Source organism: Edaphobacter sp. HDX4 (genome assembly GCF_036877565.1).
Taxonomy (GTDB): domain Bacteria; phylum Acidobacteriota; class Terriglobia; order Terriglobales; family Acidobacteriaceae; genus Edaphobacter.
Genome location: NZ_JAEDXW010000020.1, coordinates 86,527 through 104,529, shown reverse-complemented (window position 1 = coordinate 104,529; position 18,003 = coordinate 86,527). Strand labels below are relative to the sequence as shown.

General features: G+C 59.6%; 11 protein-coding genes. 5 read left to right on the top strand and 6 right to left on the bottom strand.

The window, feature by feature from the left end:
• Together JAO29_RS17915 and JAO29_RS17910 are read right to left on the bottom strand one after the other, a co-directional pair.
• Positions 1-1,059, bottom strand: a 1,059-nt coding sequence (locus JAO29_RS17915; protein WP_334269626.1) for a M56 family metallopeptidase, incomplete at its 3' end; no start/stop codon positions are given.
• Positions 1,056-1,436, bottom strand: a complete 381-nt coding sequence (locus tag JAO29_RS17910; protein ID WP_334269625.1) for a BlaI/MecI/CopY family transcriptional regulator — start codon at positions 1,434-1,436, stop codon at positions 1,056-1,058. The genes JAO29_RS17910 and JAO29_RS17915, both read right to left, overlap by 4 nt.
• A gap of 205 nt (positions 1,437-1,641) precedes the next feature.
• On the opposite strand from JAO29_RS17910, the gene JAO29_RS17905 reads away from it, so the two are divergent.
• A complete protein-coding gene (locus tag JAO29_RS17905; protein WP_334269624.1) occupies positions 1,642-3,357 on the top strand; it encodes an alpha-N-arabinofuranosidase in 1,716 nt (571 codons plus the stop codon).
• Between the two features lie 59 nt (positions 3,358-3,416).
• On the opposite strand, the gene JAO29_RS17900 is transcribed toward JAO29_RS17905, so the two are convergent.
• The gene (locus tag JAO29_RS17900; RefSeq protein ID WP_334269623.1) at positions 3,417-5,966 is read right to left on the bottom strand and encodes an ABC transporter permease; all 2,550 of its coding nucleotides are present in this window, start codon (positions 5,964-5,966) and stop codon (positions 3,417-3,419) included.
• A 286-nt stretch (positions 5,967-6,252) separates the two neighbouring features.
• Here JAO29_RS17900 and JAO29_RS17895 point away from each other — a divergent pair, with 286 nt between their 5' ends.
• The 3 genes from JAO29_RS17895 to JAO29_RS17885 all read left to right on the top strand — a co-directional run bounded on the left by JAO29_RS17895 (position 6,253) and on the right by JAO29_RS17885 (position 13,017).
• Entirely contained in the window at positions 6,253-7,233 is a 981-nt protein-coding gene (locus tag JAO29_RS17895; RefSeq protein ID WP_334269622.1) for a zinc-dependent alcohol dehydrogenase family protein, read from the top strand.
• A gap of 252 nt (positions 7,234-7,485) precedes the next feature.
• Complete coding sequence (locus tag JAO29_RS17890) at positions 7,486-10,731, top strand: TonB-dependent receptor (protein ID WP_334269621.1); 3,246 nt, start codon at positions 7,486-7,488, stop codon at positions 10,729-10,731.
• A 111-nt stretch (positions 10,732-10,842) separates the two neighbouring features.
• On the top strand, positions 10,843-13,017 hold the full coding sequence (locus JAO29_RS17885; RefSeq protein ID WP_334269620.1) for a hypothetical protein: 2,175 nt from the start codon (positions 10,843-10,845) through the stop codon (positions 13,015-13,017).
• Between the two features lie 3 nt (positions 13,018-13,020).
• Here the strand turns inward: JAO29_RS17885 and JAO29_RS17880 are convergent, their stop codons facing one another.
• The 3 genes from JAO29_RS17880 to JAO29_RS17870 all read right to left on the bottom strand — a co-directional run bounded on the left by JAO29_RS17880 (position 13,021) and on the right by JAO29_RS17870 (position 17,046).
• Positions 13,021-14,001 carry a mechanosensitive ion channel family protein gene (locus JAO29_RS17880; RefSeq protein ID WP_334269619.1) on the bottom strand — a complete coding sequence of 327 codons (981 nt, stop codon included), beginning with the start codon at positions 13,999-14,001 and terminating at the stop codon, positions 13,021-13,023.
• A 298-nt stretch (positions 14,002-14,299) separates the two neighbouring features.
• On the bottom strand, positions 14,300-15,604 hold the full coding sequence (locus JAO29_RS17875) for an aminotransferase class V-fold PLP-dependent enzyme (RefSeq protein ID WP_334269618.1): 1,305 nt from the start codon (positions 15,602-15,604) through the stop codon (positions 14,300-14,302).
• Positions 15,605-15,717: 113 nt separating this feature from the next.
• Complete coding sequence (locus JAO29_RS17870) at positions 15,718-17,046, bottom strand: Hsp70 family protein (RefSeq protein ID WP_334269617.1); 1,329 nt, start codon at positions 17,044-17,046, stop codon at positions 15,718-15,720.
• Positions 17,047-17,120: 74 nt separating this feature from the next.
• On the opposite strand from JAO29_RS17870, the gene JAO29_RS17865 reads away from it, so the two are divergent.
• Positions 17,121-17,825 (top strand): DUF2461 domain-containing protein, encoded by a 705-nt coding sequence (locus JAO29_RS17865; RefSeq protein ID WP_334269616.1) that lies wholly within the window; start codon positions 17,121-17,123, stop codon positions 17,823-17,825.
• Positions 17,826-18,003 lie beyond the last annotated feature (178 nt).

Sequence of the window (18,003 nt, the reverse complement as noted above, 5' to 3'; positions counted from 1 at the left end):
CGCGTCCTTTGCCATTGGTCTCCCGTTTTCTGTTGTTCCGTTCGCCTCTGTGCCGATCTCTGTTCTCAACGTGAGCGCCGAAGCGCATGTTCCAAGACAGATGGCCGCACAGGCGGCAAACGTCACAGCCCGCAGCGCTCCTGCGGAGGTCCCTTTTTTTCCGGTGAGAATCATAATTCTCCTCTCGAGATGGTTGGCATCGAAGATCCCGATGGCGTGGACATTTCGCGGTACCCGCTCAACCATCCCGGACACCAGACGCAGCAGCGATCGTGCATACTTCTTCGGGTCACCAAGCATCTCGGCAGCTATGGCGTCACAGACCATCTCGCGGCTCTCTGAGAGTCGCGCCTGTGTCAGCCACATCGCTGGATGGAAGGCACACGGCAGTGCGATCAGGCTGTACAGCAGGTTTTTGGCGAAGTCGCGACGCACTATGTGAGCGCACTCGTGTGCCATCACGGCGGTGAGATCCTCCTCTGCCGTCCGTTCCGCAAATCCATCGGGCAGCAGCAAGAGGCCGTTTCGCAGGCCGACGGTCGACGGCCCATAAGCCTCTCGGGATTCAGCAATTCCGGCGTTGATGCCAAATGCAGCCGTTACAGCTCGCCATCGGATCTGTATCCCTCCATCGATCGGTGCGGGGTTCTTTGCAAGCAGGAGCGTCCGCCAGAGGCTCCATACAAGCTTCGCTGTAAAGTACGCCAGTATGGCTGCATAGATCATCGCGATAGCACTCACCACTCCATGGGGCAGCACTATGCCACTCTTCAGGTACTCCGTTGCTGTGCTCATGGTTATGGCTGTTCGTCCCTCGCCGGCAGTCGTCACATGCAAGCCTCGCAGTATTCGCCACAAGCTACCCGCATTGAGAGTTCTAAGGCGCAATGCAGGAAGCAGAATCTCCAGCATCAGAGCTGCCACCCAGATCCGGTGAGCCATGCGTGGCCCCAGAGATCGGGTCATAGCTGCTGTCGCCCACGCCGCCGTAAAGATAAAGGGCACCATCCAGACGGAGTTTGCAAGATAAGACACCAGCCAGAGTTCGAGAGCGCTCATTCTCCCTCTCCTTCTTCTTCAATTCGCTTTGTCAGCCTCGCAATCGTGGCCCGGTCCAGCTGCCTGGTCTTGATCAGGCTCATCACCAGTTCTTCGCTTGAACCTGCAAACATGCGATCCACCAGGTCGCGTACAGCGTGAGTTACTGCCTTGGTCTCCGTCACCGCCGCGCTGTACTCATAGGCACGCCCACGCAAACGGCGCTTCAGCTTGCCTTTACGTTCGAGGATGTTCAGCATCGTCTGCACTGTCGTGTAGGCAGGTGGCGGCTCCATCGCCTCCTGCACAGCAGTCACGCTGCTTGGCCCGAGTCTCCAGATCACCTGCATGATCTTTAGTTCCAGCTTCGTGAGTCCATCGCTTTCTTTACGACCCATCCGTCCATCTCCTAATTGATTAGGACATTAGAGTCGCGCCTGCCCTGTTGTCAACTAAAACTTTAGGAGATGGGCGGGCTTCTTCGCCCCCGGCGTTGAGGATGCACTATCTTTCGTCCGTCTCTTCGAAACTTCTTCCCCCGCTACTTGAACCTTCGCCTCATCCCCGATATCGTTGGCATCGTCACTCTGGGAGAACGTTTTCATGACTCAAACGATTCCGTCGCGCCGTCGCTTCCTCAAGTCCTCTTCGCTTGCCGCTGCCGCCGTCGCACTGCGAGGCTCCAGTCTGCTTTCACAGGGCTCCAGTCATGTCGATGCGCACATCGATATCAATCCAGCCGAGACGATCGCCACCATCTCGCCTGAGATCTACTCCCACTTCATCGAGCAGCTTGGCGGAGTGATCTATGACGGCGTCTGGGTGGGCGAGAACTCGAAGATCGCCAACGTCGACGGAATCCGCAAGGACTTCATCGATACCATGAAGGCGGTCGATGTGCCTGTCCTGCGCTGGCCGGGTGGCTGCTTCGCCGACTCCTACGACTGGCACGACGGCATCGGACCCCGCGACAAGCGTCCCAACCGCGCAGGCTTCTGGAAGCAGCAGGAGCCGAACCAGTACGGCCTGCACGAGTTTATGCGAACCTGCCGGGCCATCGGATGCAAGCCTTATCTTGCGGCAAATCTTCGCACCCAGCCTGCTCGCGACTTCTACCAGGAGATCGAGTACTGCAACGCGCCTGCCGGAGACATTCCCTCAAACTCCGCCGCTCCAGCTGCTCCCGATACTCTTGCGATGCAGCGCGCGGCCAACGGTGACCGTGATCCCTTCAACGTCGATCTCTGGGGAGTCGGCAACGAATCGTGGGGTTGCGGCGGCAATCTGACACCGGAAGAGTACGCGATGGAGTTCCGTCGCTTCACCGCATGGACTCCGACCTATGGTGAGGCTCCTTTACGCTTCGTAGCTGTCGGTCCCAACGGGGATGATGTGGACTGGACCAGGCGACTCTTCAAGGCCCTTTACGGCAACCCGGAACGGCGTCATCTCTGGGGACTCTCCGTCCACTACTACACCTCGGGAAGTCCCACGAAGTTTGCCGCGGGGGATGCGCTTGCCTTCAACGATGCGGAGTTCTACGACCTCCTTACACGCGGCAGCCTGATGGATAAAGTCATCACTGACCACTGGAGCGCCATGCGCGATGCTGTTCCCAGCGAGTTGTCGAAAGAGCAGCCCTCGGTCAAGCTGGTTGTCGATGAATGGGGCGCGTGGTACGGCAAAGGCACCGAACTCGCACCTGAATACAATCTCTCGCAGCAGTCCACCATGCGCGACGCGCTGCTGACCGGAATCACCTTCGACATCTTTCAACGTCACGCCGACAAGGTTGCCGTCGCTGCGGTTGCACAGTCCATCAACTGCATCCACTCCCTCATGCTGGCGCAGGGAGACAAGTTCTGCGTTACGCCCACCTTCCACGTCTTCCAGATGTACCTTCCGCACCGGGGAGCGCAGGCTGTCCGCGCAGACTTCACAGCGCCTTCCATTCCCAATCCCATGGGTGAGACGGCGAGCCAGGTGGGGGGCAACAGCTATATCGGTCAGCTTCCTCCGGTCAGGACGCTGGCCGGTCTCAGCGGATCCGCATCGATCAAAGGCAAGACGCTCATTCTGACTGTCGTCAATCCGCACCTAACACAACCAATGACGACCGAGATCGCGGTGCGTGGAGCATCCATCGCCTCTGCCAGAGGAACTGTGCTTGCAGAGAAAGACGTGCACGCGCACAACGACTTCGCCCACCCCGATGTCGTCAAGCCACGCTCTGTCGCGTCCCTCAGTCCTTCGGGAGGAAAGCTGACCCACAGCTTCCCCCCCGCCAGTGTCACCGCACTTGAGGTCACGCTGAGTTGAGCAGAGGCAGCATCACCGCACTCTGCTCAACGACAAGAGTGAGTGTGCCGCTATCGCGTTTATTCCGTTCGGAGCGCCACCATGGGCTCCACGCGGGAAGCCTTGCGCGCTGGCATGGCGCCTGCAACCAGAGCACTTAGCGCGAGGATTGCGCACGCGCTTATAAGCGTCGGCGCGTTATAGGCGTTCACCTCGTACAACTGGGACTGTAGATAATGTCCCGCAACCAGTGCCCCGGGAACGCCCAGCAGCAGTCCGATTGCAATCTGCATTGCGGCTCCCCGGAGCACGAGGCGCATGACATTGCCACGGTCTGCGCCGAGCGCCATGCGCAGGCCGATCTCTGGGATGCGTCTCGCTACTCCGTAGGCTGTGACGCCGTAGAGACCGATTGATGCGAGAAGCAGCGCCAGGAAACCGAAGATGACCGTCAGCCGGACTACGAGCGTCTGCCGGGTGAAGTAGTTGCTGACCTGATCGTCATAGGTAGTGAGCTGGCGAATGGGGATATCGGGATTGATCTGCTGCAGCACTCGACGCACGGCGGCGATAGCCGAGGCCGAGTCGCCGTCATAGCGAACGATCACGTTCGAAGAGAAGTGCTTGAATTGTTCGTTTTTGGTGGCCTGCTCTCTGACTGTATCCGGCGCATTGATATTGGCGAAAGTGGTCGTCTGAGACATGGGCGTGAAGAACATCGGCCGTGTTTCCTGAGAGGGATCGCCGTACTTGCTGTCATCGACGACGCCTATAATCTCGAACTCGCTGCTCATGCGAGGGTCGGGACCAAAGAGGACTCCGATGGGCTGCTTGCCGTTCAGATACTTCGTAACGAAACGCTGGTTAACGACGGCGACATGTCGGCTGGTAGCAGTGTCCTGATCGGTGAACGTGCGGCCGGCGAGCACGCGGGTTCCAACCGCGTCAAAGAAGCGGGGACTGACGGAGGAGTAGCTTGCGTTCAGTTTTGCGTTGGGGTCACCGCCTTCGAATGCGACACCGGTGCCCCAGTTGTTGAAAGACATCGGGCCGTAGGTAGCCCACGATGCGTCGTGCAGACCGCGAACGCCTGAGAATGCCTGATCCATCTGTCGATAGAGTCCATCGAGCTGATCGTAACGATAGCCGGCGGCCTGGAGATCGATGAATGCGATGAGGCGGCCGTGGGTCTCAAATCGGAAGTTCTGACTCTGCAGGCGTTGCAGACTGAGGATCAGCAGGCCGGAGGTGCTGAGGAGGATCACGGAGAGAGCCGCCTGAAGGATAACGAGAGTGCGTTGAAGGCCGCTGATGCTTCCGGTGGTGCGATTGGATCCGCGCAGAGCATCGGCGGGCTCAACCCGTGTGGCCAGCAGAGCGGGTGCGATGCCAAAGAGCACACCAGTGAAGATGGAGACGGCCAGGGCGAAGAGCAGGACGGGCAGAGAAGGCGACGCGCTGAGAGGATCTACCTGGACACCCCGCATCACGAGCGCAAGGATGCCTTTCACTCCGGTGTAGGCGACAAAGATACCGAGCAGCCCGCCGACGAGTGCGAGCACGACAGATTCGACGAGCATCTCACGGACAAGCCGTGTGCGGCTTGCGCCAAGAGCGCTGCGCAGGCTTAGATCCTGCCGCCGGCCAACGCCGCGTACCAGCATTAGATTTGCGAGGTTGGCGCAGGCGATGATGAGAACGAACGCAGCGATCATCTGCAGCATCTTGAGGCTCTTCTCATACTGGTCACGCAGATCATTGATGCCACTGCTGGCAGGTGCGAGTTCGGTGGTCTGCCTTGCGATCTCTGCCTCGGTATCGCGCGAGGATGGATCGCGATGATCGCGTATCCATCGAACCAGTTCGACACGCACGGCGCTCTCTACAGGAGCGACGTCTTTGGGATTACGAATGCGGGCGATGAGGTCGAGCCAGTGAGCATTCGGGGTGAGGTAGAGCTGGCGCGCCGGGTTAATAACCGGCTCCTGCGCGAGCGGGAGCCATACGCCCGCGGGATCGGCAGCGTTGCGGTCGCCGAGGAAGTTTTCGGGGGTGATCCCGATAATCGTTACCGGATGCCCGGTGAGTGTGACGGTCGACCCGATGATGCCGGGATCGCGATCGAACTTCGACTGCCAGACTGCATAGCTGATGACGGCGACCGGATGCGCGGCCTCGCGATCGTCGTCAGGACGCATGAGCCGTCCCGCAAGCGGCTGTACTCCCAGAACAGAGAAGTAGTTCCCGGACACAAAGCGCGTATCGAGCGTCTGGGCGGCGGAGTCCTGCTGACGGCGCGCGCTGACCGTGGTGGCTCCGGCCTGGACAGCTGCAAGCCCGTCCATCCCGGCAGTCTGGTCACGCAGGGTACGGTAAAGATCGTAGGAGAAGATTCGCCAGTCGCCCTGAAGTCCGCCATCGACGCAGCACTCGATCTCGCGGCCCACCTTGTAAAGCTGTTCAGGATGCTCGACGGGCATGGACCGCATCAGCACCTGATAGCTCAGCGTAAAGATGGCTGTTGTCGCACCGATCCCCAGGGCCAAGGTCAACAACGCCGAGAGAGTGAATCCGGGAGAACGCCTCAGTCGTCGCAAGCCGTGCCGCACATCCTGCAAAATCGATCCCATCACTTACACCTCGGTCGAGCTACTTCCATGATGCTTCTATCGGTGCAAACCTCTGGCCAAAGTCCAGCACTGACACCGGTCTTTAGGAATCATCATCTTGAAAGACAATCTTGCAACGAATCCCCGTGCTCAGCTGTCCGATTCGGGACAACTCCGTTCGTTTTTGGACAGAACCGCTTTTGTACTGACAGGCGACCTGGACTCACACCGGCCGTGGGCCGTACCCACCTGTGACGCTAAGATAGGGCATCTGTCAGCCGTCACGATTGATCGAGAGGGAGCTTAGATGCGTGCCTATGTCATAAAAGAACCCGGTGGTGCCTTCGAGAGATCAGAGCTTCCTCGTCCGGTTCCGGCAGCCGACCAGGTTCTCGTTCGTGTCCTCGCCAGCGGGGTCAATCCGCTCGATACCAAGATCCGCGCCGGGAAGGCGGCGCATGCCCATCAGCCGCTGCCCGCCGTGCTGGGGCTCGACATGGCTGGTGTCATAGAGCAAGTGGGATCGGATGTCTCCGGATTTGAGATCGGTGACGAGGTGTACGGAATGGTCGGCGGGGTGGGTGGCAAGCAAGGCACGCTTGCCGAGTTTGTGGCCGCAAGCGCAACGCTGCTGGCGCACAAACCAAAGTCGCTCTCGATGCGCCAGGCTGCCGCGCTGCCCCTCATCACTATTACAGCGTGGGAAGGATTGGTTGGCCGTGCACGTGTGCACGGCGGACAGAAGGTGCTGATCCATGCAGGTGCCGGCGGGGTGGGCTATATCGCCATTCAGCTTGCACAATCGTTCGGCGCGGACGTCTTCGCGACTGTCTCTGCGGGGAAGCAAGGCATCATGGAGGAACTCGGAGTGATTCCCATCGACTACCACGCGCTCTCCGTGGAGCAGTACGTTGATCTCCATACTCAGGGGCAGGGGTTCGACATCGTCTATGACACAGTCGGCGCAGCGACTCTCGATGCATCCTTCACCGCCGTCAAGCGGTACACAGGCCATGTCGTTAGCTGCCTGGGATGGGGGACACACGCTCTCGCGCCCCTCTCCTTCCGCGGCGCGACTTACTCGGGTGTGTTCACGCTCATGCCCCTGCTGATGGACTCTGGACAGCAGCAACACCACCGACAAATCCTGCGCGAAGCAGCCGAGCTCGCTGACGCTGGAAGATTGAAGCCTCTCCTCAGCGCACAGCGGTTCACTACAGACCAGATCGCCCTTGCGCACGAGGTGGTGGAGTCCGGTTCGCTCGGTAAAGTCGTCGTGGAGTTCTAAAAACCTTCGGCCTCCGCCGTCGGTCCACTCACAGCAACTACCTCTCCCACCTCAACTTACGAGGACCCGGGCCGTAGACAAGCGTCTACCCGTCTGCGTATGCTGTTGCCTGCTCCCGGAATCAGACTGCGGATGAGCCGCAAGTCGTAACCCTGGATCTGATGCTGCCTGCACGAAAGATTGCGATTCCGTAGATGAGCTCAAGCTCACACCATCGACAGCAATCCAGTTCCTTTTTTTGAGGCCAAATTCATGAATCCTAAAAAGCTGCTTCAGCTTTTTTCCTTCGTCCTTGTACTAACCCTTTTCCCACTCGTCGCCTTCGCCCAGGGTGGCAGCGCCGTTCTTAGTGGAACCGTGGCAGATCCCACAGGTGCAGCCGTTCCGGCGGCACACGTCACGCTCACCAACGTCGATACCAACCTCTCCCTGTCAGCCGAGACCAACTCCTCGGGACTGTATCGTTTCCCCACCGTTCCTCCCGGCCACTACACCATTGCGGCGGAGGTCAAAGGCTTCCAGAAGTTTCAGCAGTCCGGCATTACCCTGACCGTCAGCCAGCAGGCATCTCTTGATATCGCCCTGCAGATCGGCAGCGAAGCCCAGACGATCAATGTTGAGGCTGGCGCGGCGCTCATCAACACAACCAATGCCGAAGTCTCCAACACCGTCGGCGAGCACGCCATCCGCGAGCTTCCTCTCAACGGACGGGATCCATCGAGCCTAGTGCTGCTCTCCCCCGGCGTCATCAACGTGCTGAACACCGGCGCGGGTACGCTGCAGGGCGAGACCACCTTCCCGAATGAGTCGGGCGCTTCGGCGGGCGGCGGACGACAGGGCTCCACGCTCTACCTGCTCGATGGCGTTCCCAACATGGACACCTACATGTCGCTGTCCGCGCCTTCACCCAACGCCGACGCCACCGGCGAGTTCCGCGTCATCTCCAACAACTTCGACGCGCACTACGGCTTCTCTCCCGGTGCAGTTGTCAGTATCGACACTAAGGGCGGCACCAATGCCTTCCACGGCGGAGCTTTCGAGTTCCTCCGGAATAGCGCGCTCAACTCCGCCGACTACTTCTCGAAGAAGGTCGACCCTCTCAAGCGCAATCAGTTCGGCGGATTTCTTGGCGGACCTCTCAAGCGCGACCGTCTCTTCTTCTTCGGCAACTACCAGGGAACGCGCCAGTCGACGACGGCCACCAGTAACAGCACCAACACCCCCACTGCAGCTATGCTCAACGGCGACTTCAGTGCGTACCCCAAGCAGCTCACCGGCGGGTTTGTGAACAACCGCATCAACCCTGCACTCTTCGACCCCGCCGCCGTGCAGATCGCGAAGACCGCGCTTCCGCAGGGTCAGGATCCCGCCAGCGGTCTCACCTACTACACGCTGCCTGCATCGGTCGAGCGGTTCGACGAGGGCACGGGACGCCTCGATTACGCGCCCAACGACAGGCACCGCCTGACGCTGCGCAGCTACATCCAGTACTACAACCGAGCCGAATCCTCCACGCCCGGGAACATCCTTGCCATCAACCCCGGCAAGCAGGGCAAGTTCTACAACGAGGTTCTAAATCACACCTGGACCATCTCGCCCAGCCTCGTCAATGCGCTCTCGCTCTTCTGGAACCAGATGCACGTCTATAACGGAGGCACGCAGCTTGACGCCTCCGGCAACGCCTTCTGCCTGTCGAAGTACATCAACGTCAACGAGCCTGCCGGCGTCTGCTACTCCGAGGGACTCAATGCCAATGGCGGCTTCAGCACACCCTACTCCGAGCTAACCGACGAGATGCGTCGCTCCTGGGGCTTCTCTGACTCCCTTACCAAAACAATCGGAAACCACACCATCTCCGCTGGCGCCGATCTCTGGCATCAGCGCGCTCGCGAACAGACCTACTATCCGGCGAATCCGATCGTAGGCTTCACCGGCTACTCCACCGGCTTCGGTCTCGCAGACTTCCTGCTCGGTCGCGTCGGAACCTACACGCAGGGCGCAGGCGAGATTGCAGATGTCTCCGGTAACCTTCTCGGCGCCTTCGGTCAGGACCAGTGGCGTGTCCGCCCCAACGTCACCCTCACGCTGGGTCTGCGCTGGGATCCCAACCTTGCGCCCGCATCCAAAGACGGTCGCGGGGCTGTCTACAACCCTGGCCAGCAGAGCACTATGTTCCCCAATGCTCCGAACGGCCTTGTCTTCCCCGGCGACAAAGGTGTGCCGAACAGCCTTGCCACAAACACCTACGGCTACTGGGAGCCACGAGTCGCCGTCGCTTATCAGTGGGGGCCGCGCACGGCCTTCCGTGCAGGCTTCGGACTCTTCACCGCGCCGCTGCCCTACTCGGCCTACAACCACGTCGCGGATGTCAGCCCCTTCAGCCCTACCTATACTCTGAACGGCAGCGCGGCCAACCCTATCGCCTTCTCCAACCCCTGGGCCAACTTCCCTTCCACCGGAGGTGCCAGTCCATTCCCACCCTTCGCGTATGACAATGTGCCTCCTCCTTCGAATGCGGCCTTCCCTGCACAGACCACCGTGCCGGCTGCCTTCCGGCCAGGCTTCAAGCTCGGCATAACGCAGAGCTGGAACGTCTCGGTGGAGCAGCAGTTCTCAAACGACCTCGTCATGCACCTGGCCTACGTCGGCAGCCAGTCGTACCATCAGACGCTCATCATGGATGCCAATCCCGGACAGATCGCCCCGGGTGTTCGCGGCACACGCGCATTGACCAACTACGGCCAGATCCTCACCATCAATTCCAACGGAACAGCAAGCTACAACTCCCTGCAGGCGCAGTTTGAGAAGCGCTTCTCCCACAACTTCCAGGCGCAGACCAGCTTCACCTGGTCGAAGAACATCGACATCGCCTCCACCGGAAACGCCTCCTTCAGCGGCAGCGTCCCCAACCCCTACAACCTCCGCTACAACCGCGGAATCTCTGACCTGAACTACCCGTTCGTCTCGGTGACCAACGCCGTCTACACCACACCCGGCCTGCGAGGTCACAACGGCCTGCTGCGTGGAGCACTGGGCGAGTGGGAGGTTTCGGCGATCTACACCCTGCAATCCGGTCGTCCCTTTGGCATCAGCGGAGGCAACGGCAACAACAACTCCGGCTCGCTCGTGAATGCCGATCGCGCCGACTACGTGCCCGGAGCAGTCGTACAGGTGCACCAAGGCAGCAAAGAGCAGTGGCTGAATCAGTACTTCACCACCTCTGCCTTCACCCAGAATGCTCCTGGTACCTTCGGCAATACCGGGCGCAACTTCCTGAAAGGCCCCAGCATCAACTACGGCGATGCCGCCCTCATGAAGAACTGGACCATGCACGAGCGCTACCGGGTCCAGTTCCGCTGGGAGCTGTTCAACGTCTTCAATCACGCTAACTTCGCCCTTCCGGATTCCAATCCCTCCAGCGGAACCTACGGCCGTATCACAGCCACAGGGCCCATCAAACCACGTGTCATGCAGGCAGGCCTGAAGCTAACCTTCTAGCCTGTTTAGAGAGCACATCTGTTAGCGCCGGTCGTTCCCCGCCGCCCGTAAGGGAACGACCGGCGCTTTTTTGCTCGGTTACACCGTGTCTCTATCATGGAAAGCATCGTGATGAGATTCGTCGCCGCCCTGCTCCTCTCCGCCGCCGCCCTTCCTCTCGCCGCACAGACAACCACTTCCCCCGATGACCTCATCTTCCAGACCAACCAGGGCTGGTCTGCGCGCGTCAATGTCGAAGCCCAGATGGTGATGGTCTACGGGATCGATGCCACCATGCCGGAACGAATCAGGAGCTGGCGGGATCACGGCTATCGCGTAGCGGTGATGACCGGCGTCGCCTGGGGACCTTACGGCGACTATCTTCGCGGCGACTTCGACGGCAAGGAGCACTGGAACGAGACCCAGCAGGAGAAGTCCGGCAAGCTGATCCTGCACACCGGTCGCGAGGTCCCTTACATCTCGCCCAGCGAAAGCTATGGACGCTACCTCAGCGAGGGTGTCAAGCGCGCCCTCGACGCAGGTGCCGAAGCCATCTACCTCGAAGAGCCCGAGTTCTGGGCGCGCGCGGGCTGGTCCGAGGCCTTCAAGGAGGAGTGGCAGAGCTACTACCATGAGCCCTGGCAGACTCCCGACAGCTCTCCTGATGCGCAGTACCGCGCGTCGAAGCTGAAGTACTTCCTCTACCGTCGCGCACTCGCGCAGGTCTTTGACTTCGTAAAGCAGTGGAGCCAGCAGCATGGCAAATCGATACCCTGCTACGTCGCCACGCACTCGCTCATCAACTACGCGCAGTGGCAGATCGTCTCACCGGAGTCGTCTCTGCTCCAGGTGGGCGCCGACGGCTTCATAGCTCAGGTGTGGACCGGAACCTCGCGCACTCCCAACTACTACCAGGGCGTTCTCAAGGAGCGCACCTTCGAGACAGCGTTCCTCGAGTATGGCGCGCTGCAGAACATCGCACAATCTTCCGGCAAGCGCATCTGGTACCTCAACGATCCCATCGAAGACAACCCGAACCACTCCTGGACCGACTATCGCAGCAACTGGGAGTCAACCCTCGTCGCATCCCTGCTTCAGCCGCACGTCTCAAGCTACGAGATACTCCCCTGGCCCGATCGCATCTTTGGACAAAAGGGACTCCGGCCCATCACGGAACCAACTGCGGCCAATCCCAAGCCGGACCGCGTGGCCATCTCGCCTGCCTACGAGACCGAGCTCCAGACCGTCTTCCACGCTCTGCGCGAGATGAACCAGCCCGACACGCACTGGCAGTCTGCAGGCACCCAGGGGCTGGGAGTTCTGGTCAGCGACACCATGATGTTTCAGCGCACCCAGCCGCAGCCGTCCGACCCCGACCTCGGCCGCTTCTACGGCCTCGCGCTCCCTCCGCTGATGCATGGCATTCCGGTCGAGCCCGTCCAGATCGAAAGCACCTACGAGGGCAAAGATCCCGCCGACTTCCTCAGGAACTACAAGCTCCTCCTACTCACCTACGAAGGTCAGAAGCCGCCTTCCGCCCGCTTTCATCAGGCTATCGCCGCATGGGTAAAGGCTGGAGGCGCACTCGTCGTCGTCGATGACGATAAAGATCCCTACCACTACGCTCACGACTGGTGGAACTCCGGCGCACAGCACCTCGCCACGCCACGCGTCGATCTCTTCCATCAGCTTGGGCTCTCTCCAGATGCTGAAGGCCTGCATCGCGTCGGCCGCGGCGTCGTGCTCTACACTGCGAAATCGCCCGCCGCTCTTACGCGCGACAAAACCGGAGCAGACTCCATCCGCCAGCTGACGAAAAAGGCTGCGGACTCCATCCACCTGCCGTGGAAGGAGACCAACTCGCTCGTGCTGAGGCGCGGCCCCTTCGTCGTCGCTGCCGGGCTCGATGCCGAAAGCGCGAAGCCGTTCGCACTCCACGGCACCTTCATCAATCTCTTCGATCCCCATCTGGCCGTGCTGCGGAATCCCGCAATCAAGCCCGGCGACCGCGCCCTGCTGCTCGATCCGAAGTTCTTCGCCTCAGGCAGGCCCCACATCCTCGCCGCAAGCGCAAAGATCACCGACGTCTCCGCAACCGCAGATAGCATCACCTTCTCGACCTCTTCGATCGAAGGCCGCAGCCCAGCCGATCTAACCGCAGTTCGTCTGCTGCTGCCCAAAGCGCCCACGAGTGTCACCGTCGCAGGCCAGCCGCTTCAACCCGATGCGATCCACTATGCGGACGGCATGCTCCTGCTGGAATTTCCAGCGCACGCCGACGCGCAGAGGATACTCGTCAGCTTCTAAACATCAGGACCGCCCATTAGCCCCGGACATCGCCGCTGGTTCCTGCTGCACTTCGCGGATCAGCGCCTTCAGCTGCTCCCGCTCCGGGCCCTGCATCTGCAATTGGAACGGCTTGCTGACCTCGTTGAACGAGATGCCGGTCTGCGGGAACGGAATCTCGATGCCAAGCTCATCGAACTTCTTCTTGATTCGCCGGTTCATCTCGCGACCTACTGTCCACTGCTGAATCGGTCCCGTCTTGATGCGAGCCTTGACGATCACGGCTGAATCGGCAAACTTGTCGACCCCCATCACCTCCAGCGGCTCACGAATCATTGCGTTGAAGGGTTCCTCAGTGCGCAACTGATCAGCGATGCCCTTGAGGACCTCGATGACGTGGTCGGTATCTTCTTTGTAGGCGACCCCTAGATTGAAGACATAGTACGAATAGCCGTGTGTCATGTTCGACAGAGTCGTTACAGCTCCATTGCGAAAGACATGAACCGTGCCATCCTCGCCGCGCAGCACCGTCGTGCGCAGGTTGATTGCCTCTACCAGGCCACCCGTACCGTTCAGCACAGCGACATCGTTCACGCGAACCTGATTCTCAAGCAGCAGAAAGACTCCGGAGATCACGTCCTGCACCAGGTTCTGCGCGCCGAAGCCTACCGCCAGACCGATCACACCGGCGCCTGCAAGAATAGGCCCAATATCGAAGCCCGCCTCCTTCAAAGCCATGACGATCGCGATAAGCCAGATCAGCACTGCAAGGGTCGTTCGAAAGATGCCGCTCAGCGTCGCCGCCCGCTTCTCGAGTTCGATATCCGCTCCCCCGCGATGATGCGTCATCTGCCTGACGATGCGTGCGCGGAGTTGCGGAAAGTATTTCTGAATCAGGCTCGTCACAATCCAGCTGATCAGCAGGATCACCAGAATGCGTATGACGTGACCTGCGGCTGCATAAATCTGTTCGGTCTTCGGTATCGCGATGCTCGGCAGAACCATTCCATCTCCTTATCTCTAGAAATGCAGGGATTTCGTGTTGTGTCGTTTAGAAGTCGTCGTGTCTTTAAAAGGTTCTGATGCTCGAAAGGGCGAACGCGTGGTTGCGGCGGGATCCAGCACCCTCTCTGAGGTGAGCGGACGACACAAGCTCTTTCAATTCAGTGGGCACTCTGCGCAGGCCCAACTTCGTTGGGCCGCAGACGTTGACATCCTGCCGCAATACGATTCGCAAAGCGATGCGCGACGAACCTCTCTGCCCGATCAACAAGGCAGAAGCTGTTCGAGCAGTTGAGTCTCTCTAGGCCTTCTTCTGGCCCTTCGCAATCTCGCCCATCGCATCCACAAACTTATCCAGGTCCGCAATCGTCGTGTACACGTGCGGTGTCACGCGGATGCAGTGGATCTTCTCGTAGTCGATTGCAACCGTATGAATCTTGTACTTATCGAACAGCGTGTTCATCAGGTCGTGCGGGGCCACACCCTCAACACTCACCCCGCAGATCGCACAGGAAAACTGCGGGTCGAGCGAGGTGTGCAGCTTAACACCGGGAACATTCTTAACCCGTGTCGCCCAGTAGTTCTTCAGGTAGAAGACACGCTCCTGCTTGCGGCGCGAACCGATCGCCTCATGAAAGTTGATCGCCTCTCCGATGCCTTGCTCGATTGGAAAGCTTCGCGTGCCCAGCGCCTCGAACTTGCGAATGTCCGCGCTATGCGGATCGCCGTAGCAGGTCAGCGGCCACAGCTTCTCAATCTTGTCGCGCTTGACCCACATCATGCCGGATCCAATAGGGGCTGAAAGAAACTTGTGCAGGCTGGTCCCAAAGTAGTCGCAGTGCAGATCGGGAATCTTAAAGTCGATCAGCCCAAACGAGTGCGCTCCATCGACAATCACCTCGCAGCCCTTCGCATGCGCCATGTCCGCGATCTCCTGGACCGGCATCAGCTGGCCGACCCAGTTCACCATGTGGGTGATGTGCACCAGCTTTGTCTTCGGCGTAATCATCTCCTCATACGCCTTCACAATCTTGGCCTTGTCCTCGATGGGAAAGTCGAAGCTGATCTGCTTGTACACAATGCCATCGCGATCCGCCCGCTGCCGATACGCGTTCATCATGTTGGGATAATCCTGCTTCGATCCCACCACCTCGTCGCCCGCCTTGAGCGGTAATCCGTAGATGATCGTGTTCAGCGCCTCGGTAGCATTGCGATCGATCGCGATCTCCTCCGGCGAGGTTCCCGCCAATCGAGCCAGCTTCTCCCTGAGCGGCTCCCGTCCCTGGTCGAGAATCTGCCACATGAAGTACGACGGCCCTTCATTCGTCATCTGGTTGTAGCGCTCGAGTGCCTGCTGCACGACGATGGGCGCCGGAGAGACACCACCGTTATTAAGGTTCATGATCTGCGGGCTCACCGAATAGCCCCTCTGGATCACTCCCCAGAAGTCCTCGTTCTGCGCCGCCGCAGCAGCGTCCAGATGGCTCACGGCCGATGAGGCAGCCTCCAGCTCAGCGGCATGGGCCTGACGAAACAGGCTGTTGGCTGAAAACGCACCCGCAAGGGCAGTCATCTTGATGAACGAGCGGCGGTCGTTGATTGGCATACAAGCAATCTAGGCCAGGGCGCGCCTTTGCGCCTAGAGCAATAGAAAGAATTTATCAGTGGGCATCTCGATCGCACTAGAACGTCAGATTCAGTTCGCCTGCCGTCCCGCGCTCACACGAGAGAGGCCACAAGCGACTCCTCCGCACGCAGAGCCAGACCATGTGCCACCGAGGTGAACTCGTGGCCGGTCTGGATGTTGCCTTCACCAAAGCGCTTCGCAAAGATCCGACGCACTGCGGGCACAAAGGAGGTACCCCCCGTCAGAAAGACCCTATCCACTTCGCGCGCGCTGACGCCTGAGCTCTCGAGCAGCGAATCCACGCTATGCTCAATCGCGCTCAACTCCTCCGCTATCCACTCCTCAAACTCATCCCTCGTAACCGGAATTCGCAGATCCAGGCTTCCCTCGTGAAAGCGAAACTCTGCCGCCGTAGAGTGCGATAGCTCAAACTTCACTCTCTGGACTGCCTGATGAAGCTGATATCCAAGATCCTCTTCAATCAACGCGGTGAGTGCCTCAATCTTCTCCGGCTCCAGTGCGCGCAGACGGGCGCTGCGCAGGATCTCTGCGACGTTCCGCGTCCGCAGAAACGACAGATAATGCCATCGTTCAAGATTGGCGTAGATCCACGTCGGCACGGCAGGCAGTGTTTTGTTCAGCGAGCGCGCAAACGATTCCGATCCCATCGCAGGAGAGACAAGCTTACGGACGATTCGGGCGTCAAATGCATCACCCGCCAGCCCGACTCCGCTATTCCCCAGCAGGTCTTCAGGGGAGCGGCCACGCGCGCGAACCCCGGGCCCAACACGCACCAGAGAAAAGTCGCTCGTGCCTCCTCCAAAGTCTCCAATCAGAATCAGCTCATCATGATCGAGCGACGATTCGTACGAGTACGCCGCCGCAATGGGCTCCATCTCAAACTCGACACCTTCGAAACCCGCCAGCGCGAAAGCATCTCGCAGCCTCGACACCGCATAGGCATCGTTCTCATCCGTCTCCGCTCCAACAAAGCGCACCGGGCGTCCCACCGTCGCATGACGAATCGGTATTCCAAACTGCCGTTCCGCGCGCTCGCGCAGATCGGCAAGCATGCGCGAGACCAGTTGCTCAAGCGTGAAGTGGCGACCAAATACTTCGGTTCCCGTCAGCGTCCTGTTCGGCAGATAAGACTTCAGCGACTGAATCAGCCGCCCCTTCTCCTCCGCGTCGAGGTAAGCTTCGATTCCAGCCGGGCCGGTCTTCGAGAGCAGCTGCTTGGCACCGCCATTCCTCTTTACCTGCTCGAGATACAGGATCGAGCGAAACGACACCGTACTTCCGGTGGCAGTCGGGAACGAGGCGAGTTCGACCTTCTCGTCTCCCCTCACAACCGCGACCGAACTATTCGTGGTCCCAAAGTCGATCCCTACAGCGGGCCCTTCATACCTGGTCTTCAGCATCCCTCCATTATTTCGCATATCGGCAGCCCGCTCTGCTGACACCTGCTGTCAGTGTGCGCGTTTAACATACCTACATGGCACCGCCCGCACCGCACTACTCCCCCGAAGCCCTCAAGTTTATGCGTGGTCTCAAACGCAACAACGATCGCGAGTGGTTCAACGCGCGCAAGGCAACCTACGAGCGCGAGATCAAAGCCCCCACTCTCGAGCTCATCACCGCCATCAATGAAGCGATGCTGCGTTTCGCGCCTGACAACGTGCAGCCTCCGCAGAAGGCCGCCATGCGAATCTATCGCGACATTCGCTTCTCTTCCGACAAGCGCCCCTACAAGCGCAATCAAGGAGCATGGTGGGCGCGCTCCGGGCTCGAAAAGACCTCAGGCGGTGGTTTCTACTTCCACTTCGGTCCCGATGAAGTCGTCATCGCCGCCGGTGTCTACATGCCGGAACGGGAACAGCTTCTCGCCATCCGCCGCCACATCGAAGTGCATCACGAAGAGCTGCGCCGGCTGCTCGCATCGAAGAAGCTGCGCGGGCTGATGTCGGAGTTCGACGGACTGAAGCTCACGCGCCCACCTAGAGGCTTCTCCCCTGATTCTCCTGCCATGGACCTCCTCCTCTGTCGCCAGTGGGGCGTCACCGCTCACCTTCCTGCTGACGCCGCAACCAGCCCAACTCTGCTCAAGGAGATCGTCAAACGTTTTGAAGTCGCCGCTTCTTTTGTCGAGCTTTTAAATGCGCCGCTCGTCGCAAGAAGAGCGCCAAAACCTCTCTTCTGACGGCTTGTTCTTACTCCGATGGAAGACCGTTCAGGGCAGCAAATCCGGTATATTTCAGCCGAATTGTGCCAAAAATGGGACAAAATGGCACAAAAACCCAAAAAACCTGTGGAAAGTCGGGGAAACCGATTGACAAAGCGTTCGGAAAAGCCGAAGGTGAATTGCGGTACGGTTTCTT